22 protein-coding genes are annotated in these 25,250 nt (G+C 67.1%); 6 read left to right on the top strand and 16 right to left on the bottom strand.

Annotation, left to right across the window (positions count from 1 at the left end; translation table 11 throughout):
* The first annotated feature begins 140 nt into the window (after positions 1–140).
* Positions 141–659: a hypothetical protein gene (locus tag B0I08_RS12055; protein ID WP_106213172.1), complete on the top strand. Its 519-nt coding sequence runs from the start codon at positions 141–143 to the stop codon at positions 657–659.
* A gap of 86 nt (positions 660–745) precedes the next feature.
* On the opposite strand, the gene B0I08_RS12050 is transcribed toward B0I08_RS12055, so the two are convergent.
* Positions 746–1,396 carry a GyrI-like domain-containing protein gene (locus tag B0I08_RS12050; protein ID WP_106213170.1) on the bottom strand — a complete coding sequence of 217 codons (651 nt, stop codon included), beginning with the start codon at positions 1,394–1,396 and terminating at the stop codon, positions 746–748.
* 45 nt (positions 1,397–1,441) lie between these two features.
* Between B0I08_RS12050 and B0I08_RS12045 the strand changes: the two genes are divergently transcribed.
* Together B0I08_RS12045 and B0I08_RS12040 are read left to right on the top strand one after the other, a co-directional pair.
* On the top strand, positions 1,442–2,134 hold the full coding sequence (locus B0I08_RS12045) for a DUF1684 domain-containing protein (RefSeq protein ID WP_106213168.1): 693 nt from the start codon (positions 1,442–1,444) through the stop codon (positions 2,132–2,134).
* 356 nt (positions 2,135–2,490) lie between these two features.
* Positions 2,491–3,960, top strand: a complete 1,470-nt coding sequence (locus tag B0I08_RS12040) for a DEAD/DEAH box helicase (protein WP_106213166.1) — start codon at positions 2,491–2,493, stop codon at positions 3,958–3,960.
* 250 nt (positions 3,961–4,210) lie between these two features.
* Here the strand turns inward: B0I08_RS12040 and B0I08_RS12035 are convergent, their stop codons facing one another.
* From B0I08_RS12035 to B0I08_RS12025, 3 genes are all read right to left on the bottom strand, one after another.
* On the bottom strand, positions 4,211–4,957 hold the full coding sequence (locus B0I08_RS12035) for a glucose 1-dehydrogenase (protein WP_106213164.1): 747 nt from the start codon (positions 4,955–4,957) through the stop codon (positions 4,211–4,213).
* A gap of 277 nt (positions 4,958–5,234) precedes the next feature.
* Positions 5,235–6,827 (bottom strand): GH1 family beta-glucosidase, encoded by a 1,593-nt coding sequence (locus tag B0I08_RS12030; RefSeq protein ID WP_106213523.1) that lies wholly within the window; start codon positions 6,825–6,827, stop codon positions 5,235–5,237.
* Positions 6,828–7,106: 279 nt separating this feature from the next.
* A complete protein-coding gene (locus B0I08_RS12025; protein WP_106213163.1) occupies positions 7,107–8,237 on the bottom strand; it encodes an aldo/keto reductase in 1,131 nt (376 codons plus the stop codon).
* A 314-nt stretch (positions 8,238–8,551) separates the two neighbouring features.
* Between B0I08_RS12025 and B0I08_RS12020 the strand changes: the two genes are divergently transcribed.
* Positions 8,552–9,442, top strand: a complete 891-nt coding sequence (locus B0I08_RS12020) for an alpha/beta hydrolase (protein ID WP_106213162.1) — start codon at positions 8,552–8,554, stop codon at positions 9,440–9,442.
* 89 nt (positions 9,443–9,531) lie between these two features.
* Here the strand turns inward: B0I08_RS12020 and B0I08_RS12015 are convergent, their stop codons facing one another.
* The 11 genes from B0I08_RS12015 to B0I08_RS11965 form a co-directional block, all read right to left on the bottom strand.
* A complete protein-coding gene (locus B0I08_RS12015) occupies positions 9,532–10,068 on the bottom strand; it encodes an NUDIX hydrolase family protein (protein WP_106213160.1) in 537 nt (178 codons plus the stop codon).
* Positions 10,069–10,132: 64 nt separating this feature from the next.
* Entirely contained in the window at positions 10,133–10,543 is a 411-nt protein-coding gene (locus tag B0I08_RS12010) for a PLD nuclease N-terminal domain-containing protein (RefSeq protein ID WP_106213158.1), read from the bottom strand.
* 78 nt (positions 10,544–10,621) lie between these two features.
* A complete protein-coding gene (locus tag B0I08_RS12005) occupies positions 10,622–11,533 on the bottom strand; it encodes a type II secretion system F family protein (protein WP_245884783.1) in 912 nt (303 codons plus the stop codon).
* The gene (locus B0I08_RS12000) at positions 11,500–12,429 is read right to left on the bottom strand and encodes a type II secretion system F family protein (protein ID WP_106213156.1); all 930 of its coding nucleotides are present in this window, start codon (positions 12,427–12,429) and stop codon (positions 11,500–11,502) included. Before B0I08_RS12000 ends, B0I08_RS12005 begins: the two co-directional genes overlap by 34 nt.
* The gene (locus B0I08_RS11995; RefSeq protein WP_106213154.1) at positions 12,429–13,844 is read right to left on the bottom strand and encodes a TadA family conjugal transfer-associated ATPase; all 1,416 of its coding nucleotides are present in this window, start codon (positions 13,842–13,844) and stop codon (positions 12,429–12,431) included. Before B0I08_RS11995 ends, B0I08_RS12000 begins: the two co-directional genes overlap by 1 nt.
* Positions 13,841–15,043, bottom strand: a complete 1,203-nt coding sequence (locus B0I08_RS11990; protein WP_106213152.1) for a CpaE/TadZ family protein — start codon at positions 15,041–15,043, stop codon at positions 13,841–13,843. Before B0I08_RS11990 ends, B0I08_RS11995 begins: the two co-directional genes overlap by 4 nt.
* Entirely contained in the window at positions 15,040–15,774 is a 735-nt protein-coding gene (gene cpaB, locus B0I08_RS11985; protein ID WP_106213150.1) for a Flp pilus assembly protein CpaB, read from the bottom strand. The genes B0I08_RS11990 and cpaB overlap by 4 nt, the downstream gene beginning before the upstream one ends.
* Before the next feature lie 10 nt (positions 15,775–15,784).
* Positions 15,785–16,699, bottom strand: coding sequence for a pilus assembly protein TadG-related protein (locus tag B0I08_RS11980; RefSeq protein WP_245884782.1), 915 nt, complete (start codon positions 16,697–16,699; stop codon positions 15,785–15,787).
* Positions 16,700–16,749: 50 nt separating this feature from the next.
* On the bottom strand, positions 16,750–17,154 hold the full coding sequence (locus B0I08_RS11975; protein WP_245884781.1) for a TadE/TadG family type IV pilus assembly protein: 405 nt from the start codon (positions 17,152–17,154) through the stop codon (positions 16,750–16,752).
* A 98-nt stretch (positions 17,155–17,252) separates the two neighbouring features.
* The gene (locus tag B0I08_RS11970) at positions 17,253–17,480 is read right to left on the bottom strand and encodes a Flp family type IVb pilin (RefSeq protein ID WP_106213146.1); all 228 of its coding nucleotides are present in this window, start codon (positions 17,478–17,480) and stop codon (positions 17,253–17,255) included.
* Positions 17,481–17,700: 220 nt separating this feature from the next.
* On the bottom strand, positions 17,701–18,381 hold the full coding sequence (locus B0I08_RS11965) for an A24 family peptidase (protein WP_106213145.1): 681 nt from the start codon (positions 18,379–18,381) through the stop codon (positions 17,701–17,703).
* 325 nt (positions 18,382–18,706) lie between these two features.
* On the opposite strand from B0I08_RS11965, the gene B0I08_RS11960 reads away from it, so the two are divergent.
* Positions 18,707–19,333, top strand: coding sequence for an alpha/beta hydrolase (locus tag B0I08_RS11960; RefSeq protein ID WP_106213143.1), 627 nt, complete (start codon positions 18,707–18,709; stop codon positions 19,331–19,333).
* A gap of 7 nt (positions 19,334–19,340) precedes the next feature.
* Here B0I08_RS11960 and B0I08_RS11955 read toward each other — a convergent pair whose 3' ends face one another.
* A complete protein-coding gene (locus tag B0I08_RS11955; protein WP_245884780.1) occupies positions 19,341–19,874 on the bottom strand; it encodes a GNAT family N-acetyltransferase in 534 nt (177 codons plus the stop codon).
* A gap of 78 nt (positions 19,875–19,952) precedes the next feature.
* Here B0I08_RS11955 and B0I08_RS11950 point away from each other — a divergent pair, with 78 nt between their 5' ends.
* The gene (locus B0I08_RS11950; RefSeq protein ID WP_245884779.1) at positions 19,953–25,226 is read left to right on the top strand and encodes an Lhr family ATP-dependent helicase; all 5,274 of its coding nucleotides are present in this window, start codon (positions 19,953–19,955) and stop codon (positions 25,224–25,226) included.
* The last annotated feature ends 24 nt before the right edge of the window (positions 25,227–25,250 follow it).

The raw sequence follows: 25,250 nt of genomic DNA, 5'->3' as shown, positions 1-25,250 counted from the left end.
AACCGGCTGAGCCCCCGTCACATTCCCACAGCATCGCCGTCTCAGCGCATCCGCAGCTAGCGAACGCTTGTCACTCTCCCGGACGCTTGTCACTCTCCCGGACGCTTGTCACCTGCAGCCATCCCCGTGAGACTGGGCAGATGCGTGTGCTTCTCAAACTTGTCCTCGATTGCCCGCCGGATGCCGCGTGGCGGGCGATCCGGAGCCCCGAGGTGTTCGGGGCGGTCTCTGCCCCGTTCACCCGGTTCCGCTCCCTCGAAGCAGACGGGTATCCCGCGCTCTGGACGCCCGGCGACCATCTCGTGCGGGTCTCCGCGGGCGGGATCATTCCGATCGGTGACCAGGTCATCGGCGTCTCGTTTCCCGAACCCGGGGATCCGGGAACCGGCACGCGCCCGGTCTCCTACTCCGGCGTCGGCAGTGGCGAGGTGCGCATCATGCGCGATGGAGGCCATGGTATCGGCGGGGTGCTTGGCGTGATCACGCGGTGGGAGCACACCATGGTGGTGTCCGACGCCCCGGGCGGGCGCACTCTCTACCGCGACCGTCTGGTGTTCGAAGCGGGACGGATGACGCCGCTGCTCTGGCCGCTGTATTGGGCGTTCTGGCAGTGGCGCGCGTTCGGCCTGCGGCGGCTGGCGCCCGGCTGGAGGGTCTGAGCGGCTGGAGGGTCTGAGCGGCTGGAGGGCGAGCGGGAGCCACCGGAGGGAGTCGCCGGCGACCGCGGCTGACGGGAGCACGCGGCTCAGCGCAAAGGAATGGGCGGGTGCTTCGGCCGCACTGGCTGCCGCAGGACGGTTCTTAGCCGCGCGGCATCCGTTTTGCGTGGATCACTGAGATAGATCTCGTGATGCAACCCGTTCTCGACGAACCCCTCGGCGGGAAGAAACTCAGCGTGAAGGCGCGCGATCGTGGGACCCTCGTCGTCGTAGCTTCCGACGTGGAGGATCTGCACCGATTTGCCCTCCTCGAAGTGCTGGAGACCAACTTTCGGCAGGGCCGGCAGGTTCTTCTTCGCAGAGGTGGCGCGCGCGGCATCCCGAATCTCATCGGTTATCCAGGACGGCTGCCGGATCATCATCGTCCACGACCACTGGTCCTTCGCCCGGTTCGGGAAGGCATCGCGATGTTCCGAGTGCCAGAGTCCCTCCAGCGGCGCGACCACGTAATCACGCCCGCCGCCGGCCTTGTTCGCAAACTTTGCCGCATACGAGAGCGCGTAGAGGGCTTCGAGTGCGTGGACGTAATCCGGGCTGGTGTTGGGGTCGCCGTGGCCGTCGACGATAAGGAAGTCGAACGGGGGCACCTCGACGATGCTGAATTCCTTGCGGCCCGGCGCGTAGAGATCGGGGCGTTCCTTGCGAAAGTCCACCTTGCCCGTATCCGCCATTTCCATACCCGGATTCAATCGCATCGCGCAGCCGCGGACTAGCCTCGAACTATGACTGCTCTTCAGGTCGCCGACTGGCGCCGCCGCGTGTTCTCCCTCTATAAGTCCGTGCGTGAATCGTCCGACGTGGTCGCCGCGCATGCCCTGTGGAAAACGGAACGGGATGAACTGTTTGCGCATCACCCGTCGTCGCCGCTGCTTCCGGAGGACTTGGCCTCGTTCGCGGGCCTGCCCGTCGAGCCCTACGACCCGGCCTGGCGGTTCGAGCTGCCGCTGCTCGACGCTGCTGAGCCGAAACGAATGGACGTGGAGACCGGAACCGACGGAACCGTTCCCTTCGAGCGCATCGGCTTTGTTGATGTGCCGGATGTCGGGACGCTCGACGTGTGGCGCCTCGCCTCCTACGGCGGCGGAATCTTCGTGCCCGTCAAGGACGCTCTCGCCGGCAAGCCGGGCGGCACCTACGGCGGCGGGCGCTACCTCATCGACACGATCAAGGGCGCAGACCTCGGGTCTGGCCTGGCGGGCCTCGGCGACGCGGAACCTGAGTCTGGCCTGGCCGGCCACGGTGACACGGGCCTGCAACTGGGAGGCCCGGAGACGCTCGTGCTCGACTTCAACTTCGCCTACAACCCTTCGTGCGCGTACGACCCCGCGTGGGCGTGCCCGCTGGCGCAGCCGGGAAACAGGGTCGCGGTTGAGATCCCCGTCGGCGAACGCTACGAGGGCCTCGCCGGCCACTGACGCCGCGCTTCCTTCCACCTCTCGCACACCAAATCTGTGCAACAGGTGACGGATCCGCTATGCTGGGGCTACTTGTAAGTCCACGACGGACTTCCTGCGTCGTTGAACGCTTGTCCCAAGTTGAGTGCCTGCACTCGAAACGAAGGACTTCTTCTCTTCTCGCCGACACCGCCAATCAGAAGCGGACCGGCTCGAGATCTTTCTCCGGCGAACGGATGTGGCCCTTGCCACCTTCGCCACAAAAGCTGCTTTCGTTGCGCGCCCAGAGCGCCACCGGCCAGCGCTGATGCCCGAAAGGCACAACACCTTTGTCTGAAACTCAAAAATCCTTTGCTGAGCTCGGCGTTCCGGCGCCCATGGTTGCGGCTCTCGCCGCGCAGGGCATCGACAGCCCGTTCCCGATCCAGATCGACACGCTTCCCGATACTCTCGGTGGACGCGACGTTCTCGGCCGCGGAAAGACCGGCTCCGGCAAGACCCTCGCGTTCTCGATTCCGATGGTTGCGCGCCTCGGCGGCAAGCTCGCCGGTGGCAACCGCCGCCCGGGCCGCCCGCTTGCGCTGATCCTCGCCCCGACCCGCGAGCTCGCCACCCAGATCACCGTCGCGCTCACCCCGCTCGCCGAGGTCTACGGCCTCAAGTCGACCACCATCTTCGGTGGCGTCTCGCAGCAGCGCCAGGTCGCCGCGCTCAAGGCTGGCGTCGACATCGTCGTGGCCTGCCCCGGCCGCCTCGAGGACCTCATGAAGCAGGGCTTCGTCAACCTCGACTCCGTCGAGATCTCGATCCTCGACGAGGCCGACCACATGGCCGACCTCGGGTTCCTCCCGGTCGTCACCCGCATCATGGACAAGACCCCGCAGAACGGACAGCGCATGCTGTTCAGCGCGACCCTCGACAACGGCGTGGACAAGCTGGTGCGCCGCTACCTCCACAACGAGGTGCTGCACTCCGTCGACGAGGCCAACTCCCCCGTCGCCGCGATGACCCACCACGTCTTCGAGGTCGACGGCACCGAGACCAAGCGGATTCTCATCGAGAAGCTCGCTTCGGGCAGCGGTCGTCGCATCCTCTTTATGCGCACCAAGCACCACGCGAAGAAGTTGGCCCGCCAGCTGACCGACAGCGGAATCCCCGCCGTCGACCTGCACGGAAACCTCTCGCAGGTACAGCGTGACCGCAACCTCGCCGCGTTCTCCGCTGGTGACGTCAAGGTGCTCGTCGCCACCGACGTCGCCGCCCGCGGCGTTCACGTCGATGACATCGAACTCGTGATCCACGTGGACCCGCCGGCCGAGCACAAGGCGTACCTGCACCGCTCGGGCCGCACGGCCCGCGCCGGAGCCGCCGGTGACGTGGTCACCCTCGTGCTTCCCGACCAGCGCAAGGACACCGCGTTGCTGCTCCGCAAGGCAGCCATCTCGGTTCAGCCGCAGCAGGTCACGGCAGCCTCGGCCGCCGTCACCGCTCTGGTGGGCGACGTCGCCGCGTACGTCAAGCCGCTTCCCCGCGTCGAGACTCCGGTGCGCGGGCAGTCGCAGGGTGGTCGCTCGCAGGGCGCCAACGCCCAGCGCAAGCGTGCGAACCGCGACGGTTCCACCGGTGGCGGTGGCCGCGACGGCCAGCGTTCCGACGCGGCTCGTTCGGGTCGTCCCGCGCGCGCTGCTGGCGAAGCCGGCTCCGGTCGTCCCGCCCGTCAGGGTGGCTCCGGCCGCTCGGGCGGATCTGGCCAGGGCGGCGCAGCACAGTCCGGCGGCGGCAAGCTGCAGGTCGGTGGCCTCGTGCGCATGTCCCAGGCTGGCGGCGCACGCCGTGGCGGTCGCTGAGCTTCGGCTCCGCAGCATCCGTCTGAACGACGGCATCTCCTTGGGATGACGAGCACCACCCGGATCTACATTCCGCAGTAAAGCACCACAGCAGCAACATCACAGAAGGCCGGATCCCCCGCATCACACGGGGAATCCGGCCTTCTGTCGTTGACGCGCGGCTGCGCCCTACCGCGCTCGGGTGCGCCCGGCGGCTCGACGCCCGCGGCCGGCGGCGCTACGGCTCGCGCCCGGCGGCTCCGCGCAGCTGCTACGCCAGCGGAACCGGCGGAACGACGCCCGCCGTCTCGCCGCCATCAGCCACGAACTCCGAGCCGGTCGAGAAGCTCGACTCGTCGCTGGCGAGGAAGAGCACCATGTTCGACAGCTCAGACACCTCGCCCATCCGAGCCAGCGGCACGAGCGACTGGTCGACGTCGAGCCCGTCGGTCATCGGCGTGCGGATGTTGCCGGGGTGGATGGAGTTCGCGCGGATGTTGTACTTGCCGAGATCGATCGCGATCTCCTTGGTGAGCCCGCGCACCGCGAACTTGGCGGCCGTGTAGCCGGGGATACTCGCGACGCCCTTCAACCCGGCGGTCGACGAGATGTTGATGATCGACCCCTTACCCGAGGCCTTGAGTGCCGGAATCGCCGCCTTGATGCCGTTGAACGTTCCCGTGAGGTTGATGGCGATGATCAGGTTCCACTGGTCGAGGGTGTACTCCTCGATGGGCGCGAAGTTAGCAATCCCGGCGTTGTTGACGAGGATGTCGAGGCCGCCGAACTCGGAGACGGCGGTGGCCACTGCGGCATCCCACTCGTCGGGCTTGGTGACGTCGAGGTGCACGAAGCGGGCGTTCTCGCCGAGCTCTGCGGCGGTTGCCGCGCCCTCCTCATCGAGCAGGTCGCCGATCACAACCTTGGCACCTTCCTCGACCAGGCGTCGGGCGTGGGCCGCGCCCATTCCCCGTGCTCCGCCGCTGATGAGGGCCACTTTTCCGCTTACGCGTGCCATGTCACTTCTCCATTTCGATTGCGCCGACCGGTCGAATGCTTCGAAACAGCTCCGATGCCGACTCCTCTATTCAACACCTGTTAGATAAAAGTCGCCTGTGTAGGGAGCGGGTCAACCACCGACCGGGCCCTACGTCGACGACAGAAGGTCGGGAGAGCCGCCACGGCACCGTTAACCGACTGACGGCACCGGATATGTCCGGTGCCGTCAGTCATTTTCGGGGGCCGCGAGGATCCTCCAGCGGGCTCGACCCCCAGCGGGTTAGCGTTCCAGCGGGTTAGCGTTCGAGCGGCGGGATGCTGCGGGTTGCGATCAGCGTCGAATACCACTTGGCGCTGTCCTTGAGGATGCGCTCCTGGGTGTCGAAGTCGATGTAGACGATCCCGAAGCGCTTGGAGTAGCCGTAACCCCACTCGAAGTTGTCCATCAGCGACCAGACCTGGTAGCCGCGCAGGTCGACCCCGCGGGACAGCGCGCGGTGCGCGGCGGTGAAGTGGCGCTGCAGGTAGTCGATGCGCTCGAGGTCGTGCACGGCAGAAACCGTTGCTCCGGACTCGTCGACCGAGGTGGTGACCTCATCGGCGAAGGCCGCACCGTTCTCGGTGACCATCAGCGGCAGCGTCGGGAACTCGGCGTGGAGCGACATCAGCAACTCCTCGAGACCGGCCGGCTCGATGTTCCAGCCCATCTCCGTGTACGGACCCGGCTGCGCCAGGAACTCTATCCGGTCGGCACCGGGCCAGGGGGAACCGCCCATGTCCTTGTGACCGTCGTTGTTCGCGCGCGGGGTGACTCCGTCCCAGATGCGCACGAGGGTCGTCGAGTAGTAGTTGACTCCCAGGAGGTCGAGCGGCTGGTGGATGAGTTCGAGGTCACCGTCGTGCACAAAAGCCCAGTCTGTGACATCCGCCGTGTCCTCAAAAACGTCCTCGGGGTAGGAACCGTGCAGCAACGGGCCGAGGAACACCCGGTTGGCGAGGCCGTCAATCTGGCGCACCGCCTCGGGTCCGGTCTCGCCGTCGCCGCGGATGACGTGGAGGTTCAGCGTGATGGAGAACGCCGGGTCGTTGGTGACGACCTTCTTCAGGGCGGTGACCGCGAGTCCGTGCGCGAGGTTGAGGTGGTGCACGGCGGCGAGCGCGTCTGCGCCATTCATGCGTCCGGGGGCGTGGGCTCCTGAGCCGTAGCCGAGGTAGGCCGAGCACCACGGCTCGTTCAGTGTGGTCCAGGTGACGATCTTGTCGCCGAGGGCCTCGCCCATGATGCGGGCGTACTCGGCGAAGGCGTAGGCGGTCTCGCGGTTGGCCCAGCCGCCCTGGTCTTCGAGCGCCTGCGGAAGGTCCCAGTGGTACAGGGTCGCGATCGGCTTGATGCCGCGCGCAACGAGTCCGTCGACCAGGCGGGTGTAGAAATCGAGTCCCGCGGGGTTCGCGGGGCCCGTGCCCGTGGCCTGGATGCGCGGCCACGCGATCGAGAAGCGGTAGGACTCGAGCCCGAGGTTTTTCATCAGGTCGAGGTCGGTTTCGAGGCGGTGATAGTGGTCGTCCGCGACATCCCCCGTGTCCCCGTTCCAGATTTTGCCGGGGGTGTGGCTAAAGGTGTCCCAGATGGACGGGCCGCGGCCGTCTTCGGTGGCGGCACCCTCGATCTGGTACGACGCGGTGGCGGAACCGAAGACGAAGTCAGCGGGAAAGGCGAGGCCCGAGTCGCGGTAGTCGGCGGATCCGACAACGGCGGTGGCGGACGCGGCAGCGGGAGCGGTGGTCGCTGCGGTCTCGGTCTCGGTCTCGGTCGCAGGCGCGGTGGTCGCTGCGGTCTCGGTCTCGGTCGCTGGCGCGGTGGTCGCTGCGGTGGTATCGGCGTTAGACATGGGGAGAACAGCCTTTCCATTTGATGTGGTGTGGATGTCGCCGCCGGCCAGGCGAACCCGGATTTCGGCGGCGCTGCCGGTGGAGCTTGTGACAGACACGGTGGAGGCGGCGTCCGTACGCTCCACCGTAACGACAAGCTGCTCGCCCGCCGCGCAACTGGTGACGAGCGTTGTTGTGGCGCATCTCGCGAGGCCCGGGGCGGCGGGTGTGGCGTGGGCGGAGCAGCGGGTGTGGCGGTGGGCGGGGCGGATGCCGCGGGGCCCGACCGTGCGGACCGCCTACGGCCAGCTGCTCCCCGGGGGCTCCTGCCAGACCTCGGAGTCGGGCACGAGGGTTTCGAGCTCGTCCCACAGCTCCGCCGGGATCGGCAACGCGTCGTCCGCGATCGCGTCGCGAACCTGCTGGGGTGAGTTTCCGCCGACGATCGTGGACACCACGCGCGCGTCGCGAGTGCTGAACTGCAGCGCCGCCGCAGACAGAGTCACTCCCGCCCGCTGGCAGGCCTCGCCCATCAGTGCGATCGCCCGGCGCATGGCGGGAGACGTCTCGCGGTACGCATAGTACGTGGCCTCCTGGGGCCAGCGCGCGAGGGCTCCTCCGCCGAGCACCGCGGCGTTGACCACGCTGACGCCGCGGTTTACCGCGGAGTTGAGGAGCTCTTCCGACGAGCGATCGACCAGCGTGTAGCGGTTGTGGGTGATCACGGCGGTGAACAGTCCGGTCTCGACGTAGCGCTGCAGCATCGGCGCGGGCCCTCCCGAGATGCCGATCTGGTCGACGAGCCCGCGTTCCTTCATCTCCACCAGCGCGCGCACCGGCCCGTCGACAGCGAAGGCCTCGTCCCAGCCGATCCGCTCGGGGTCGTGCAGGTACATCATCGGCAGGCGGTCGAGGCCGAGCCGTGCGGTGCTTTCCAGCAGGCTTCGCCACATCCGGTCACTCGAGAACGAGCCGGTCTCGGGGTCGCGGTCCAACTTGCTCTGCAGCACCACTCCCGCGGGCAGTCCCCCGCGGCGGCGGATCGCCTCACCGATGTAGGCCTCGCTGGCTTGGGCCCCATATTCGTTGGATGTATCGATGAAAGTAATGCCCGTGGCATCCCGCACATCGCCTTCGTGAGAAACGCCGTCGCGCACATTGCCCTCGCGCACGTCACCCTCGTGCACACTGCCCTCGTGCACGTCACCGTCGTGCACGCCCGCCGCGGCATCCAGTACCAGCTCGAGCGCGTCGATCGGGCCGGCGCCGAAACGTGCTCTCGACCACGCCGAGGTACCGAGGCACAGCCGGGACACGACCGGCCCACCGGGCCCGAGGGTTCGTGGTGCGTGCGCGTGCGCGTCCGCGTGTGCGTGTGCGTGTGCGTCAATCGCGTGCTCGTCACCCACGGGGGCAATGTTGTCCGTCATCAGGCGTGTCCCAATCTCGTGAATTTATGGCCCTCGACCCCGCCGAGAGTGTTCGAGGAACCAGGAGCGCCACAGAAGAAGCATGGGGGCAATCCGAGAAAAGATCGAGACCGCCGCACCCGTGAAGGCCCCTCCGACAATATGGCGTACGGGCCGACCCGCACAATGATGCGCCGCCCGCACGCGCGGTCAAGGTGCACGGCCGCGATGGCTGCGCGGTCAAAGTGCACGGCCTCGATGGCTGCGTGCTCCCGTCCGTGTTGACCCGCGACAGAAGCGGGGATTGCGGATGTCGCGCTGGCTACGATGGCCTCATGACCGATCCCGCGCTGCCCGCGTTCACAACCGCCACAACAGCCACTACCTCCACCACAGCCTCGACGCTTTCCGCAGCCACCGAGGCGCCCCGGGCGCCCGGTGCGCCCGTGCCAACCCTGGCGGACGCCGACCTTCAGTTTCGCGCGGCCGTAGACGCGGACCCGCAATCGCCGCCACCGCTGATGCTGGTGCTGCCCGGGGGCTCGTACCGCGAGCACGCCGACCACGAGGGAATCACCATCGCGGACTGGCTCGCCGAGATCGGCGTGAACGCGCTCGTCGTGAAGTATCCCGTTGACCCCGCCCGCTATCCCGCTGCGCTGCGGCGTGTGCAGGACGTGCTCGCCGCCGCCCGCTCGGGTGCCCTCGACTTTGGTACGGACGAGACGGGGGCCGCCGTCGTCGTTGACCGCTCGCGCATCGGTGTTCTGGGGTTCTCCGCCGGCGGACACGTCGCGGCGCTCATGGCGACCGGGGTGACCTCGGCGCCGGTGGACCCGGCGAACCGGGTGGACCTCTCCGTACTGTGCTACCCCGTGATCTCGATGACCCATGAGCCGCATGGCGAGTCCCTCGAGAGCCTGCTCGGCAACGACGACACCCTCGATGACCGCCGCGCGCTCAGTGCCGAGCACCTGGTCAGCGCCCAGACGCCGCCGACGTTTCTCTGGCACACGGCAGACGACGGCGCCGTCGCGGTCAGCCACTCACTGCGCTACGCGAGTGCGCTCGCGGCCCACAACGTGCCTTTTGACCTCCACGTTTTCGAGCGCGGCGACCACGGCAAGGGGCTCGCCTACGACCTGGGCCCGCTCGAAGCGTGGAGTGCTTTGTGTGAGTCCTGGCTTGGCGAGCACGGCTGGGTCGGCGGTCCGGCGTCCGCGTAGCGGTCAGGTCGGCGAGCCAGCGTCCGCCTAACGGTCAGGTCGGCGGCCCAGCTTCCGCGCAGCGCGTCAGCCTGCCTCGGTGCTAGCGGCTAGAAGAGGCGCCCGACCGAAGCAAGTCCCGTACGGAGCAGCGCGCCGCGCCCACCCTCCATGTCGGCAGCGACCGCATCCGAGGCGGCCTCCATCGGCGTCATCCAGGTCAGTTCGAGCGCATCCTGGCGCGGGTCGCACGTGCCGGTGACCGGCACCACATACGCGAGCGACACCGCGTGCTGGCGGTCGTCGGTGAACTGCGCGCCGGCGAACGGAAAGTACTCGGCAACCGAGAACGGCACCGGCGACGCGGGGAGCTGCGGGAACGCCATCGGGCCCAGGTCCTTCTCGAGGTGACGGTAGAGCGCGTCGCGCAGGGTCTCGCCGAACAGAACCCGACCGGACACGAGGGTGCGGGTAATCGAGCCGTTCGTCGCCCGCAGCAGGACGCCGACGTGCGTCACCTGGCCGAGACCGTCAACGCGCACCGGAATCGCTTCCACGTATAGCAGCGGCAGTCGGGTACGGACGTGCGCAAGCTCCTCGTCGGAGAGCCAGCCAGGATTGGGATCAGGGGTGCCTACGGTGCTCATGCTCCATTCTTACCCTTCCCGTGTTACCGATTTGCACGCCTTGCCGCGATGGCGCTTCCGACACTCACTCCGAGCGCTTTCGACGCTCTTCGATCTCGGCTTCGAGGAGACGAATGCGTTCCTGGTTTTCGTGGAATTCGATCTCTCGCTCGAGGTCGGCCAGCTCCTCTTCGGTGCTGCGACCGCGCCCGGCGCCCGCGACGGACGACGCGAAGGCGGACGAGCCGACGGCAGACGAGCTCTCCACCGGCGAACCCCAGCGGCGGGGATCACCGAACGTGCCCCGGTCGCCGCGTGCGGCATACTCGCGCCCGATCGCAAACCACAGGATGCTGCCCACGAACGGCAGCAGCACAACCAGGAGAATCCAGACCATCTTGGGGAGGTGCTTCACCTGCGAATCGTCCCGCGTGATGATGTCTGCCAGGGCAGCGATGATCAGCACGAGAGGTAAGACCGCAGCCAGCAGATACATGAGCGATATTCTATTCAGAACGAGGTCGGCGGCGCGAAGAAATATCTGCGCGCGCTCTCTAGGCCTTCTGTCGGTGACTCAAAAGTTCGTCATAACCGTGATCACCGTGGGACCCAGCACGGCGATGAGCAGCACCGGCAGGATGAACAGCATCAGCGGAAACAGTACCTTCACGGGAATCTGCATGGCTTTTTCTTCCGCGCGCTGCCGCCGCTTGATCCGCATTTCCTTCGCCTGGGTGCGGAGGACCGAGCTGATCGAGATGCCATAGGCGTCTGCCTGCACTACGGCACGGATGAATGCGCGCAAGTCGGGAACATTGGTTCGCTTGGCCAGGGCCTGGTAGGCATCCTTGCGGGACATACCGACCCGCATGTCCTGCAGGGTCCGGATGAACTCGTCCGCGAGCGGTCCCTTGCCGTTCTCCCCCGCACGCGTCATGGCCGCCTCGAACCCGAGCCCCGCCTCCACGGCGATCAGCATCTGGTCGAGCGTGTCGGGCAGCTCCAACGCGATTGCTGCCTGGCGCTCGATGCCTCGGCTGTGGAGGAGAAGGTCGGGCACAAAGTAGCCGAGCACTACGATCGCGAGCACCAGCAGAAACAATCCCGCGCTCGGCTTCTGCGAGAACAGCAGCACTCCGAACAGACCGGCAACGATCGACAATGCCGGTTTGATCACGATCAGGCGATCGATCGGCCAGCCGGCCGGCCGGCCGGCGAGCGCATGGAGGTGGTCGAGCTTCGCGCGGCTCCGCGCGGACACCAGCACCTTCGCAACCTCCGAGAAGACCCGGCGATCGCTCGGTGCGGAGGTGCCCTCGACAACGATGCCGCGCCCCAGGTTCTCCCGCACCTGGCGGCGGACGCGCCCATCGCCCTGAACGAGCGCCCACAGGCCCACCGGCACGCACGCCGCCACGCAGAGGATGGCAACGATGATGAGTGGGGGCAGGGTCAGAATTTGAAACTCACCACCTTGCGCATCCACAGGCTGCCGATGGTCAGCATCACGGCGGAAAGCGCGATCAACATAAAGCCGATCGGGCCCTCTACAAAGCGCAAGATATAGCTCGGGCTGGTCAGGACGAGAACTCCGACCACCACAAAGGGCAGCGCGACCAGAACGTACGCCGACATCTTGCCCTCGGCGCTGAGCGACGCGACCTGACGACGGATCTGGTTGCGTTCCCGAATGGTGTGCCCCACCTCATCGAGCACCGAGGAGAGGTCACCGCCGACCTCCCGGTGGATTCCGATGGCCTGGGCGACCCAGCTGAAGTCTTCGCTTCCCATCCGCGCCGCTGTCTCGTCGAGCGAGTCGTTGAGGTCACGGCCCAGGCGGGTCTGGTTCACCACGCGGGCAAACTCTTCGGCCGTGGGTGACTCCGACTCCCGAGACACTGCGTCGATCGCGCGAAGCAAGCTGTGGCCCGCACGGAGTCCGCCCGCGAGAAGTTGCAACGTGTCATCCAGCTGATCGGCAAAGGCCTTTTTGCGTTTGCCCTCGCGAAATCCGAGCAGAAGTTTTGCGACCAGCGGCGCGGCGATCAGGGCGATGAATCCGAGGACCGGGCCAGCGATCAGGCCGGCGAACAGCGCGGCGATGGCGGCTCCGGACGCGACGAGAACCACAAACTCCGCGGGAGCGAGCTTGATTCCGGCCCGCTCGAGCGCCGAGGCGAACCCCTGCGACCAGCCGCGGTCTCCGAGCACGCGGTCGATGCTCTCAACGGTCGCCCCCGTCACCCGGGTGAGACCCGTCTCCGGTTCCTTCACACCCGGCCGCCTCCGTTCGAGCGGCAGCCGGGTAACCGCGGGGCCGAACGCACCGAAGACGGCCACAACGATGGCGAGGTAACAGAGGACAAACCCGAGGATCCACATCAGCGGTTCCGGCCCTCCGCGGTAGCAAACACCCGGGGGGACAACTCGATACCGAGGTCATTGAACCGATCGACGAAACGGGGCCGGACGCCGGTGGAGACGGGTTTGCCCAGGAATCTGCCGGAGGCATCGACGCCCGCCGAGTAGTCGAACACAAACGCGTCCTGCAGGGTCACGATCTCGCCCTCCATGCCCTGCACCTCGGTGATATGGGTGACCCGCCGGCTGCCGTCGCGCATACGCGTCAGTTGCACAATGACGTCCACCGCCGAGGCGATCTGCTCGCGGATCGCGCGCAGCGGCAGGTCCATGCCCGCCATCAGCACGAGGGTTTCCATCCGCGAGATCGCGTCGCGTGGTGAGTTGGAGTGCACGGTCGACAGCGAGCCGTCGTGGCCGGTGTTCATCGCCTGCAGCATGTCGAGCGCCTCGCCACCCCGGCACTCCCCCACCACGATCCGGTCCGGGCGCATCCGCAACGAGTTGCGCAGCAGGTCGCGGATGCTGATCTCACCCTTGCCCTCGATGTTCGCCGGCCGGCTTTCGAGGCGAACGACGTGGGACTGCTGCAGCTGCAACTCGACGGCGTCTTCGATGGTGATGATGCGTTCGCCCTGCGGGATGAAGGACGACAAGACGTTCAGCAGGGTGGTTTTACCGGTGCCCGTTCCACCGGAGACGATGATGTTGAGGTGGGCTTTGACGCAGGCGTCGAGAAGTTCCGCCATCTCCGAGGAGATCGAGCCGAACCCGATCAGGTCGTCGACCTTCAGCGGATCGGCGGCGAACTTACGAATGGTCAGCGACGACCCATTCACCGCCAGCGGAGGGATCACAGCGTTTACCCGCGATCCGTCTTCGAGGCGCGCGTCCACCAGCGGAGAGGACTCGTCGATGCGGCGCCCGACGCGCGACACAATCTTCTCGATCACCCGGCGCAGCTGGGTCTCGTCACGGAACCGCGCTCCGCTGAGCGTGAGCTTTCCGCCCCGCTCCACAAAGATCTGGTCGGGGCCATTCACCATGATTTCGGTGAGGCTGGGATCATCCAGCAGCGATTGCAGCGGCCCGTAGCCCAGCACGTCATCGCTGATCTGCCGCACCAGGCGCTGCTTCTCCTCCGTGCTCAGCGGCACCTTTTCCGCTGCAACGATCTCGGTGAGGACGTCCCGCGCGAAGATGAGCAGGTCGGCCTCTGCCAGTTTCGGGTCGTTCATCCTGGCACCGAGGCGCTCGAACAGGGCGGCGCCCACCCGGGCTTTCAGGGTGAGCAGCGCGTCGATCGGGGGCCCTTTTGGTGCTTCGGGAACGGGGGATGCCTCGGCCGCAGCCACGGTGCGTTCGGGCACGGCGCGTTCGGGTATCGCTGACGGTTCCATCCCACCCACGGCGGCAAGTCTGTCGGAAAGTTTCATTGCAGTTCCGCTCTTTTGTGCAGGCCCTTGCGCGCTGCCGGGGCGGCCGCGGGATCAAAGAAATTCGCGATCGATTGCAACGCCTTGGCCGTGCGCCCCCGTGACGTTTGCTGCAGTAGCGGCTCACCCGTGTTGGTGGAATGCGCGATCTGCTTCGACCGCGGCACCACCACGTCGACGGTCGCGCCGATGGTCGCCTCGATGTCCCGCACCGAGAGACCGCTCGCGCGATCCCCGAAGTTCACCACGATGCGCCTGTGGCGCGGCACGAGTTTCAGGTTGTCGAGCACATCGATCTCCTTGCGGAGGCCCCGCACGCTCGGCACGTCCATTGTGCAGAGCAGCAGCGCGTCGGTGGCCTTCTCCAGTGCCGCGAGCGTGTGCTCGCCGAGGCCGGGCGCCGAGTCGATCACGACGTAGCGAAATTCGCTCGCGAGTTGGTCGAGCAGGTGGGTGATGTTATCTCCGCTGATGCGGTCCGCTTCGGCGGGGGATGTCGGGGCGCACAGTGCATAGATGGAGCTGTGATGCACGCTGAGGTAGGCCTTCAGTACCATCGAGTCCTGCGAGGCCGCGCGGCTCACCGCGTCGGTGAGGGTGTGCTCGGGCTCAAGCTGCAGCGCGCTCGCGACATCACCGAACTGGGCGTCGAGGTCAACCAGCACGGTCGACATCGGGGCCACCCGACCGAGAGCGACCGCGAGGTTGGTCGCGAACGTGGTCTTGCCGACCCCACCCTTCGGGGACGCCACGACGATGACCTGCCCCGCTGGCCCCGTGGATGCAGGAGCGCTCGCACTAGCGACCCTTCGACGGTTCTCGGAGGTGCGGCAGGCGCGCTCGAGCAGCACGCGGATGGTTTCGGTATCGGCGTCGTCGTCAAGCAGGTCCCGGATTCCGGAACGCATGGCCGCGAGCGCCAACTCGGGATCGGGGTCAGACACCAGCACCAGGCTGATCTCGGGCATCTGCACGTCGAACACGGCGGCGAGTTTGAGCGCGGCATCCACCACCACGCCTGGCCCGAGGATCACGACGGCGGTCGGCTCACCGCTGACGCCCTTCAGCATCTCGTTCGGAGTCTCGGGAAGGGCGGTGGTCTCGAACACGCGCAGGGAGCCGGTCAGTCCTCCGGAAACCGCCTGCTGCACCCGAGCGGTGAACGGGAGGTCGTTGGTGACGAGCAGAAAGCGGCTCATTGCAGGAAGTTCTCGTCGGTGACCATCTTCGTGTCCGCGTCGAGATCATCCTCGGTCTCGAGCGACAGCCACAGCGATGCGGCGTATTGGCGCGCCCAGATGATCCGCTCTGCATCGACGGCGGTGGTGGCGAATGTCACGAAAACTCCGGCCTCCGGCACCGGCGCGGCCGAGCTGTCGTCTGACGGAACGACGACCCCTTGCACGCTGGTCACCAACACGCGATGGAACACGTGGTTCGTGCCGGGGAGGATTCGAGCCTCCGCGGGGTCGAGGTCACCGAAGCTGACGTAGATGCCGACGGTGTCACCGGCCGCGAGCCGTCCGCCGATGGTCTGCTCCGCGGTGAGAGTGACAGTGAACTCCTGCAGGCCCTCCGGCGCGGGAATACTCCCCGGTGCCACGAGCGCGGTCGGATCGATGAGCCGCGACGCCAGCAGGGTCTCGCCCACGACCAGGTCGACGCCGACAACCCGTCCGCCGAACTGAGCCAGGTTGGTGACGACGTCCTCGGCGACGACGGACTGCGGTACAGCCTTGACCTCCAGAAACTCGCCGAGGTCCTCGGTGGGTGTGCCGGCGGGAACGGCGGCCGCGACCACCAGCACCTCTACGGTTTGCGCCTCGCCGTAGGCGCGCTCGTCGGCGCCCTGCACGTACTGGGAGAGCAGCACCACGCCGATGATCGCCAGGACAAGAGCTGCCAGGGCACTGATGAGTCGGATTTTCATGGGCTGGTTCCTAGCGGGTTAGTTCGACGACGGAAGTGCCGAGGTTCGGCCCGCCGCGAGTGAAACGATCGTCGAGGGAGACGAAGCTAATGAACTGGCCCACGATGCCCTTGCAGGAACCCTTGCAGTTGGCCCCCGGGTAAGTGGCGTTGTGGTAGCTGAATCCCGGAAAGTTCCAGCCGAGCAGCCGGAACGCGGCCCAGCCCCTGATCTTGTAGAAAGCGGAAGCACCCGTGCCGCCGCGGTCCGAGTAGACGGGCAAGAGGATGGTCTCGTTGGCCATCGAGGACAGGAGCGCCTGGCACCCCGGGGGAAGGCTGACGCCGGTGCTGCCGCTGACGGTGGTGTTGGTGCCCGCGGTGACCGTGGCCTGGCACTGGCCCGCGTTGTCCTTCAGCCACCCGAAGCCGCCCGGAAGCACCTGGCCCGACGGGCTGGTACTGGTGCACGAGTTGCCGCCCGAATCCCCGTGCATGCTGATCACCTGAATGGCACCGTTCAGCGCGAAGACACACGGGGCAAACGTCATCCCGATGACGGCGGGCCCGGTGAGCGGACTCCCCCAACCGGCCGTTGCGGTCGCGGCCACCGCTTTGCTGTCGATACCCAGCACCGGCGCGAACGACAGAGCCAGGGCACCTGCGCCGGTCTCGCCATCGACGGTAGCGGTGGACACCGTGACCGAACTGGTGGTCAGGCCCGAGACGGTCGCCCGCGCCGCGCTGTCGTTGGCGTTTGCGTTGGCGAAGAGCTGGGCTGTCGCCGGGGTGTTGGTGCAGGTGCCATCAGCACAGTCCTGCGCGATGGCGAGCGCCGCAGCATCCGCCCCATTCTGAAGTTGCCCTCGTTCGGCATAGAGTGCGCCGACGTCGATGACAATGGCGACGAACCCGAAGAGGGCCACCATGGCGACGGCGATAATCACGCCGACCGCGCCGCGCTCGTCGCGTAAGGATGTCCGCCCCGCGCGCCCTCTTAGCCACCGCATCGCATTGCCGCCCTTCCGGTGAGTGTGAGTCCTTCGCCGAAAAAGCCGGTGAGATAGCTGTAGTCGTAGGTGATGGTGACGGTCGCGGTGACGCCAGCCGCACAGGTGCCCGTGGGCGTGAAACGGATGTCGGCGTCCGCCACGGCCGGGTCAAGCACGACGGCGGCCGCACGCACATCGGCGCGCGCTGCCGTCTGATCGTTCTCGATCGCGACGGTGCGCACACCCTCGCGGGCGGCATTCGTGAGGGTGATCTGCGCGTTGTAGACGAGACCAAACTCCATGATTCCGATCAGCATCGCCACCAGAATGGGCAGAAGCAGGGCAAATTCCACTGCCACGGCACCGTCTTCGGAGCGGAACATCGCGTGCTCGGGATGTCGGGTGTTCATTACAGTCCTCGGGGGACTCGGTAGACCAGGAATGCCGCGGTGCCCGACGAGATCGGACACCGCGGCACGGACGCGAACGGGTGAGTGCGCGCCTGTGGCTATCCGGCGGGGGTGGAAGTGGTCGCGACCTCCGGAATGGAGTCGCTCACGCCCTGGAAGAGGCCAGCCAGCTGGGGGCCGAGGAAGATGAGGACGGCGACGATCGCGACGGCGATCAGGCCGATGATGAGGCCGTATTCAACGGCGGTCGCACCGGTCTCCTCGCGGGAGAGCCGGTCCTTGGCAGCAACAAGGTAGGACTGGAGAGAGACAACGAGTGACAGCATGATGCGTCCTTAAGGGTAGGGAAACTACGAGACCAATTCGCGGATAAAGCACAACCCCAACCAAAGTTTGAGACCTGTTGGGAAAGACTCAGTCCGTGCCATAACTGTATCCCCCAAAGGGGGACGCGGAAGCCCCCTTTTGGGGGGCATTTAGAGTGAAACAGTTTCACCCTGGACGCGTGGCGGTGGCTACAGACAAAATGCTGGTCAGCCGGAAACTTCAGAGCGCGAGAACCAACACCGCTCCGCCGAACATCAGCGGCCCAAACGGGATTGTTGCGCCCCGCCCCACCCGTCGGAAAGCAATCAACCCAGCGCCGATCACCGCCGCGAGCGCGAACCCCGCTGCGGCGCCCTTCACTAGGGTGTCCCATCCGTCGAACGCGAGGTAGATGCCCACGAACGCCGCGAACTTCACATCTCCCATCCCGAGCCCGCGAGGAGAAATCAGCGCCAGCACCAGGTACAGGACAAACAACACGAGGCCGCCGAGAACAACCCGGATCGCGTCGGCCGCAACATCCGCTCCCGTGAAGCCAGGCGCAGCGCTTGCCGCTGTTCCTGCCGCTGCGCTTGCCGCTGCGCTTGCCCCTGCTCCTGCCGCTGCGCTTGCCGCTGAGCTGGCGCTGGCGCGATCCACCACCACGGCGACGCCGAGGAGAAGGAGCCCGAGCCCGATCGACGGCACAACTATCCGGTTCGGAAGTATGCGCAGACGCAGATCAATCGCCGACAGCCACGTGCCGGTCACCACGAAGAACGCGTAGGCAATCCCCGTCGCAGTGAATCCATAGCGGGTCACAACGCCGACGCAGAGAAGGGATGCCAGTGCGACCAGCACCACCAGGGTCGGGGTCGAGAACTCGCGGAGCAGCCTGTGACCTCGGGCCTTGACGCTCATGGGCTGCCCCTCCGCAGGCGGTTACCGTGCCATGGAAACGCGTGCCATGGAACGAGCACAGCGCCGGTTCTTCCACGCTCGAATTCGTGTTTACGACACAGAAGCGCATCCGTCGCCCCCGTATTGGGGGCGATGCTGCGCAAAAACTGCGCAGATCTTGAGCTTATCCATAGGTTCCGCGAGAATACTTGTCATGAGCGAGGGATGAGAGACTCCCCAGCTTTGGTCGACGTGCGCGTCGATTACGGGATACGAGACCACGTTTCACCCGTTGTGAAAACCCCCGGCATGAGACCCCGGGGGTTTTCTTTGCCACAATCAACACATGAGAATCGATCCAGAAGCCGTCCTGTGGTCAGCGCCAGAACGCGAACGCGCGGGGCGACCCCTGCTCGTCCTGTTGCACGGGTACGGCTCGCACGAGGGTGACCTGTTCGGCCTCTCGCCTCGCCTGCCGCTCGGTCCCGTCATCGCGTCGCTGCGCGCGCCAATCCCCGAAAACGGGGGCAATGCGTGGTTCACGATGCGGGACAGCACCCCGGGAGATCCTTCGAAGGAGAGTGTGGATGCCGCGGCGAGCGCTGTTCTCGAATGGCTCGACACCGTGGACTACACGAGCGTGGGGCTGCTGGGTTTCTCGCAGGGCGCGGCACTGTCGCTCCAGCTGATTCGTCACGCTCCCGAACGGTTCGCGGCGACCGTCGCGCTGTCGGGGTTCATCGCCAGCGGCGGGCACCCGGGTGATGCCGAGCTTGCGCGAGTCCGGCCAGAGGTGTTCTACGGTCGCGGCACAGCCGACCAGATCATCAGCCATGCGGCCGTCGAACGCACGGAAGCGTGGATCCCCGCGCACACCTCTGCGACGTCGCGGATCTACGAGGACCTCGCCCACTCCATCTCGGCGCAGGAGCTCGCCGACATCGCGGAGTTCCTTCGCGGCAAGCTGGACTGAGTTGGCGTCACTCGAGCGCGAGCCGCATCGTGGTGAGGTCGAGCCAGCGTCCGAACTTCGTTCCCACCTCGGGAATCACCCCGGTGACCTCGAAGCCGAATCGGGCGTGCAGGCGAAGGGACGCAACGTTTCCCGATTCGATGTCCGCGATCATCACGTGGAATCCGGCTGCGCGCGCATGATCGATCAGCGCTTTCATCAGCAGGGACCCGATACCGCGACCGTGGAACGCGGGAACCAGGTAGATCGAGTCATCCACCGTGTGCCGATATCCACTGTAACCACGCCATAACCCGTACGAGGCATAGCCGGCGAACGTGGCATCCACCTCGGCGACAAACACCGGAAAGTTCATCGCCCGTTGGGCCTCGAGCCAGCTCGCGCGATTGGCCCGATCGACGGTGGCGTCGAGCCAGAGGGCGGTTCCCGTGGAGATCGCGTCGTTGTAGAGCGCCAGAATCGCATCGAGATCGTCGGGCCGCGCCTCCCGGATCGAGACTGTGCCCGTCGGCCGGGCGGGTGGTGAGAGTGCATCATTCACAGCACACATCGTAGGGCCGGCACGCGAGCGTCAGCGCCTCCACAGGTGAGCGTCGGTGGTCCGGGGCAAGATAGTCGGATGGGCGATGTGCTCGAACGATTCTCCCCCGCGACCCGGGCGTGGTTCACGGGTGCCTTTCCCGAGCCCACCACCGCGCAGACCGGCGCCTGGGAGGCCATCTCTTCTGGCGCTCACGCCCTCGTCGTCGCCCCCACGGGTTCCGGCAAGACGCTCGCGGCGTTCCTGTGGTCCATCGACCGCTTGATCAGCCAGCACGCGCAGCCGGCGCTGGCTCCCGCTCGGTCTGGCACGTCACCACAGCAGCGCTCGTCGTCGAAGCTGGGCACGTCGTTAGAGGCGGGCTCGTCGACCCAGCCGCGCTCGTCGTCGAAGCCAGGAGCCGATAGCGCGGCTGATCCCGAGAAAACCCGCACGCGCGTGCTCTACATTTCGCCGCTGAAGGCTCTCGGCGTCGACGTCGAGCGCAACCTTCGCTCGCCCCTGGTTGGTATCACCCAGACCGCGAAGCGCCTCGGTCTGCCCGCGCCGGGTATCACGGTCGGGGTGCGGTCGGGCGATACATCCACCCAAGACCGGCGCCTGCTGGCACGCACTCCCCCGGACATCCTCATCACCACGCCGGAATCGCTCTACCTCATGCTGACCTCGGCGGCCCGCGAAACCCTGCTCGGGGTCGAAACGGTCATCATCGACGAGATCCACGCGGTCGCCTCGACGAAACGCGGCGCGCACCTCGCCGTCTCCCTCGAGCGTCTGGACGACCTGTTGCCGAAGCCGGCCCAGCGCATCGGACTGTCCGCGACCGTGCGTCCGCGCGAGGAGGTGGCCCGTTTTCTCGGCGGGAGCGCCCCCGTGACCATCGTCGCGCCCCCGTCGGGCAAACGATTCGACCTGACCGTCGTGGTGCCCGTCGACGACATGACCGAACTCGGCACCGCTCCCGTGATGGAGGGCTCCTCGGCCGGCGCTGCCCCGCAGGGATCGATCTGGCCGCACGTCGAGGAGCGCATCGTCGACCTCATCCTCGACCACCGGTCGACCATCGTGTTCGCCAATTCACGCCGCCTGGCCGAGCGTCTGACCGCCCGCCTGAACGAGATTTTCCAGGAGCGGATGTCTCCCGCCGCCGCCTCGCCAGAATCCACCATCGCTTCGGAACCAACAATTGCGCCTCGCGACGACGGCTTCAATGGTGACCTCGATGGTGACTTCGACGAGGGCGTAGCCCCGGCCTCCGACGACATCAGCGACGCATCGGGCGCACTTCCGGCGAGCTCTCTCGCTGCCGATGCACTTCCGGCGGGAGCGCTGGCCGCGGGTGGCAATTCTGGCGCCGCGACATCCCCCATGGACACGGTTGCCAGCCCCGCCGGCACCGCCACCGGCACCACCGCCACCGCCACCGCCACCGCCACCGCCACCGCCACGAAGACGGTGACAGACGTGCGCTCGCCCGTCGCCGGGATGCCCGCGCAGCTGATGGGGCAATCCGGAGCCACCTCCGGCGCGGGTGCCTTGCTCGCCCGCGCCCACCACGGCTCTGTGAGCAAGGACCAGCGCGCACTTATCGAGGATGACCTGAAAACTGGGCGGCTGCGGTGTGTGGTGGCCACCTCATCGCTGGAACTCGGTATCGACATGGGCGAGGTCGACCTCGTGGTGCAGGTGGAGTCGCCGCCATCGGTCGCGAGCGGGCTGCAACGCGTCGGCCGGGCAGGGCACCAGGTCGGCGAGATCTCCCGCGGGGTGCTGTTTCCGAAGCACCGCGCCGATCTCATCCACACGGCCGTGGTCAGCGAGCGGATGGTTTCCGGCGAAATCGAGGCGATCGCGATACCCACAAACCCGCTCGACATTCTCGCCCAGCACACGATCGCGGCGGTGGCCCTCGAGCCGATCGACATCGAGGAATGGTACGAATCGCTCCGCCGCAGCGCGCCCTTTGCTACCCTGCCGCGCAACGCCTACGAGGCCACTCTCGACCTGCTCAGCGGCCTCTATCCAAGCGACGAGTTCGCAGAACTGCGCCCGCGCATCGTGTGGGACCGGGTAAGCGGCACTCTCACCGGTCGTCCGGGGGCACAACGCCTCGCCGTCACCAGCGGTGGCACCATCCCCGACCGCGGGCTGTTCGGGGTGTTTATGGTCGGCGCGAGCGGAAGCGACGGCGGCAGCGCGTCCGGCAGTCGTTCAAGCAGCCGCGCCGGTGGCGGCCGCGTCGGCGAGCTGGACGAAGAGATGGTCTACGAGTCCCGCGTCGGCGATGTGTTTGCGCTTGGTGCCACGAGCTGGCGAATCGAAGACATCACGCACGACCGCGTGATGGTGACCCCCGCGTTCGGGCAACCCGGGCGGGTGCCGTTCTGGAAGGGCGACGGTCTCGGTCGACCGGCTGAACTCGGGCAGGCGATCGGGCAATACGTGCGGGAGGTGTCATCCAGCTCGGCAGAAAAAGCGGCGGTCCGCGTGGCGGGCGGCGGCCTCGACCAGCGCGCCGTGACCAACCTGATCACCTTTATTGCGGAGCAGAAGGCGGCAACCGGGCACGTGCCGACCGACACCACACTCGTGGTGGAACGTTTCCGTGACGAGCTGGGCGATTGGCGCGTCATCCTGCACTCGCCGTACGGCATGCCCGTGCACTCCCCGTGGGCGCTGGCGGTCACCGCCCGGGTGCGCGAGCGGTATGGCTACGACGGCGCCGCGGTCGCCGGCGACGACGGCATCATCGTGCGACTGCCCGACACCGAGGCTGAACCTCCCGGGGCGGAGCTGTTCGTGTTCGATGCCGCTGAACTCGAGCAGCTTGTCACCGAAGAAGTCGGCGGTTCTGCGCTGTTCGCGGCCCGCTTCCGCGAGTGCGCGGCGCGGGCGCTGCTCCTGCCGCGTTACAACCCCGGCAAGCGGTCGCCGCTCTGGCAGCAGCGTCAGCGAGCCAGCCAGCTGCTCGAGGTCGCTCGCAAATACCCGAGCTTTCCGATCGTGCTCGAGACCGTCCGCGAGGTGCTGCAGGACGTGTACGATCTTCCGGCACTGATGGCGCTGACGGGCCGCATCGCGAGCCGCAGCATCCGCATCGTCGAAACAGAGACCGAATCAGCTTCACCCTTCGCACGCAGCCTACTGTTCGGGTACGTTGCGGCCTTTATGTACGAGGGTGACTCGCCGCTGGCGGAGCGGCGAGCGGCGGCTCTCTCGCTAGATCCCACCCTGCTCGCGGAGCTGCTCGGCCGGGCAGAACTGCGCGAACTGCTCGACGCCGGCGTGATCGAGCAGACCGAGCTCGAGCTGCAACGGCTCGCGCCGGACCGCCGCGCGCGAGACCTCGAGGGAGTGGTCGACCTGCTGCGCGTGCTCGGGCCGCTCTCGCTGGAGGAGATCGTGCAGCGGAGTTGGCTCGCGGCACCTGCGGCGGCAGCGACGGAGGCTGCGGCAGCGACGGAGGCTGCGGCAGCGGGTGTGGATGCGGCTGCGACCTCGGGTGTGGATGCGTCTGCTACCTCGGGTGTGGATGCGTCTGCTGTGGATGCGTCTGCTGCGGCGACGGATTCCGGCCGCGCGGCACTGCTGCAGGGACTCGCCGACCTCGCCCGCTCGAACCGGGTGTTGCGCGCGTCAATCGCGGGGGACGAACGCTGGGCGGTCATCGAAGACGCCAGCCGACTGCGTGACGCCCTCGGGGTTCCGCTGCCGATTGGCGTTCCCGCCGCCTTCATCGAGCCTGTCGCCGATCCGATCGGTGACCTCGTCAGCCGTTACGCGCGCACCCACTCGCCGTTTACCGCGAACGCCACCGCGGCCCGGTTCGGCCTCGGCGTCGCGGTGGTGCTCGATTCGCTCCGCCGCCTCGGGCAGGGACGCCGGGTTGTCGAGGGTGAGTTCCGCCCCGGCGCCGCGGGAAGCGAGTGGGTCGACGCGGAGATCCTGAGGCGATTGCGCAGTCGCTCGCTCGCCGCCCTTCGCCACGAGGTCGAGCCGGTGTCGACGGACACTCTCGGCCGGTTCTTGCCAGCCTGGCAGAACGTCGGCACGAGCGCCGCGCCTCCGCGGCTCAGTGGAGTGGACGGTCTCGTTCAGGTCATCGACCAGCTCGGCGGCGTCGCCCTGCCCGCCTCCGCCTGGGAAACCCTCATCCTCCCAGCACGTTTGCGCAACTACACCCCCGCGTGGCTCGACGAACTCACGGTCACCGGTGAGGTGCTGTGGTCGGGAGCAGGGTCTCTCGCCGGAAGCGACGGCTGGGTCAGCCTCCACCTCGCCGACACCGCGCCGGTGACGCTTGCGGCGCTTCCCGATGGTGACACCACGGAAACAACCGAGCTGCAACGCGAGATCCTGGTCAGCATGGCGGGCGGCGGGGCGTATTTCTTCCGGCAGCTGGCCGGTGCGGTCGGATCGACGGATGACGCGGAGCTCACCACCGCGATCTGGGACCTGGTCTGGGCCGGGCTTGTGACCAACGACACCTTTTCGCCGCTTCGTTCGTTCCTCGGCGGAAAGGCCGCTCCATCGCGGGTTCCGCGCACCCGCGCCTACCGGGGACGCGCTCGGCCCACGATGCCCACGCAGGCAGGCCCGCCGTCCGTCGGCGGCCGCTGGTCGTTGCTGCCGTTGGCCGAAGGCGACACCACGGTTCGGGCCAAGGCCACCGCAGAACTGCTCCTCGAACGCTACGGGGTGGTCACCCGCGGGGCCGTTATGAGCGAGGGCATCCGGGGCGGTTTCTCCCTCATGTACAAGGTTCTCAGCACCTTCGAGGAGACCGGGCGCGCCCGGCGTGGCTACTTCGTCGACGGCCTGGGTGGTGCCCAGTTCGCCACCGGCGCGACCGTCGACCGCCTGCGCCACTTCACGCGGGAGCCGGGATCGTTCGCGCAGGAGTCAGAGTCGGGCTCGTCCGTCCAGGCGTCAGATTCATCGCGCTCGTTCGACCGGGCGTTGGAATCGTCGGGCTCGTCCGGCTCGGACGCCGACCCCGTCGCCGTGACCCTCGCGGCCACAGATCCCGCCAACCCGTATGGCGCCGCCCTGCCGTGGCCGCAGGTTACGGGGCACCGTCCCGGGCGTAAGGCCGGAGCCCTCGTGGTGCTGGTCGACGGCTTTATGACCCTCTACGTCGAACGCGGGGGAAAAACTGTGCTGACGTTCAGTGCGAACCAGCGGGTGCTTGCCGCCGCGGCATCCTCCCTGGCATCAACCGTTCGACAGGGTCTCGGCAAGATGCGCATCGAGGTAATTGACGGCGAATTCTCGATTGGCACGCCGCTCGGAACCGCGCTCGTCGACTCGGGCTTCGCCGCGACCCCGCAGGGGCTGCGCCTGCGAATGTAGCGCCACGCCGCCGCACACAGGTCG

The sequence above is a fragment of the Glaciihabitans tibetensis genome, assembly GCF_003003265.1.
Taxonomy (GTDB): domain Bacteria; phylum Actinomycetota; class Actinomycetes; order Actinomycetales; family Microbacteriaceae; genus Glaciihabitans; species Glaciihabitans tibetensis.
Note: the sequence above shows the minus strand (reverse complement) of the source record. Positions and strands in the feature narration are given on the sequence as shown.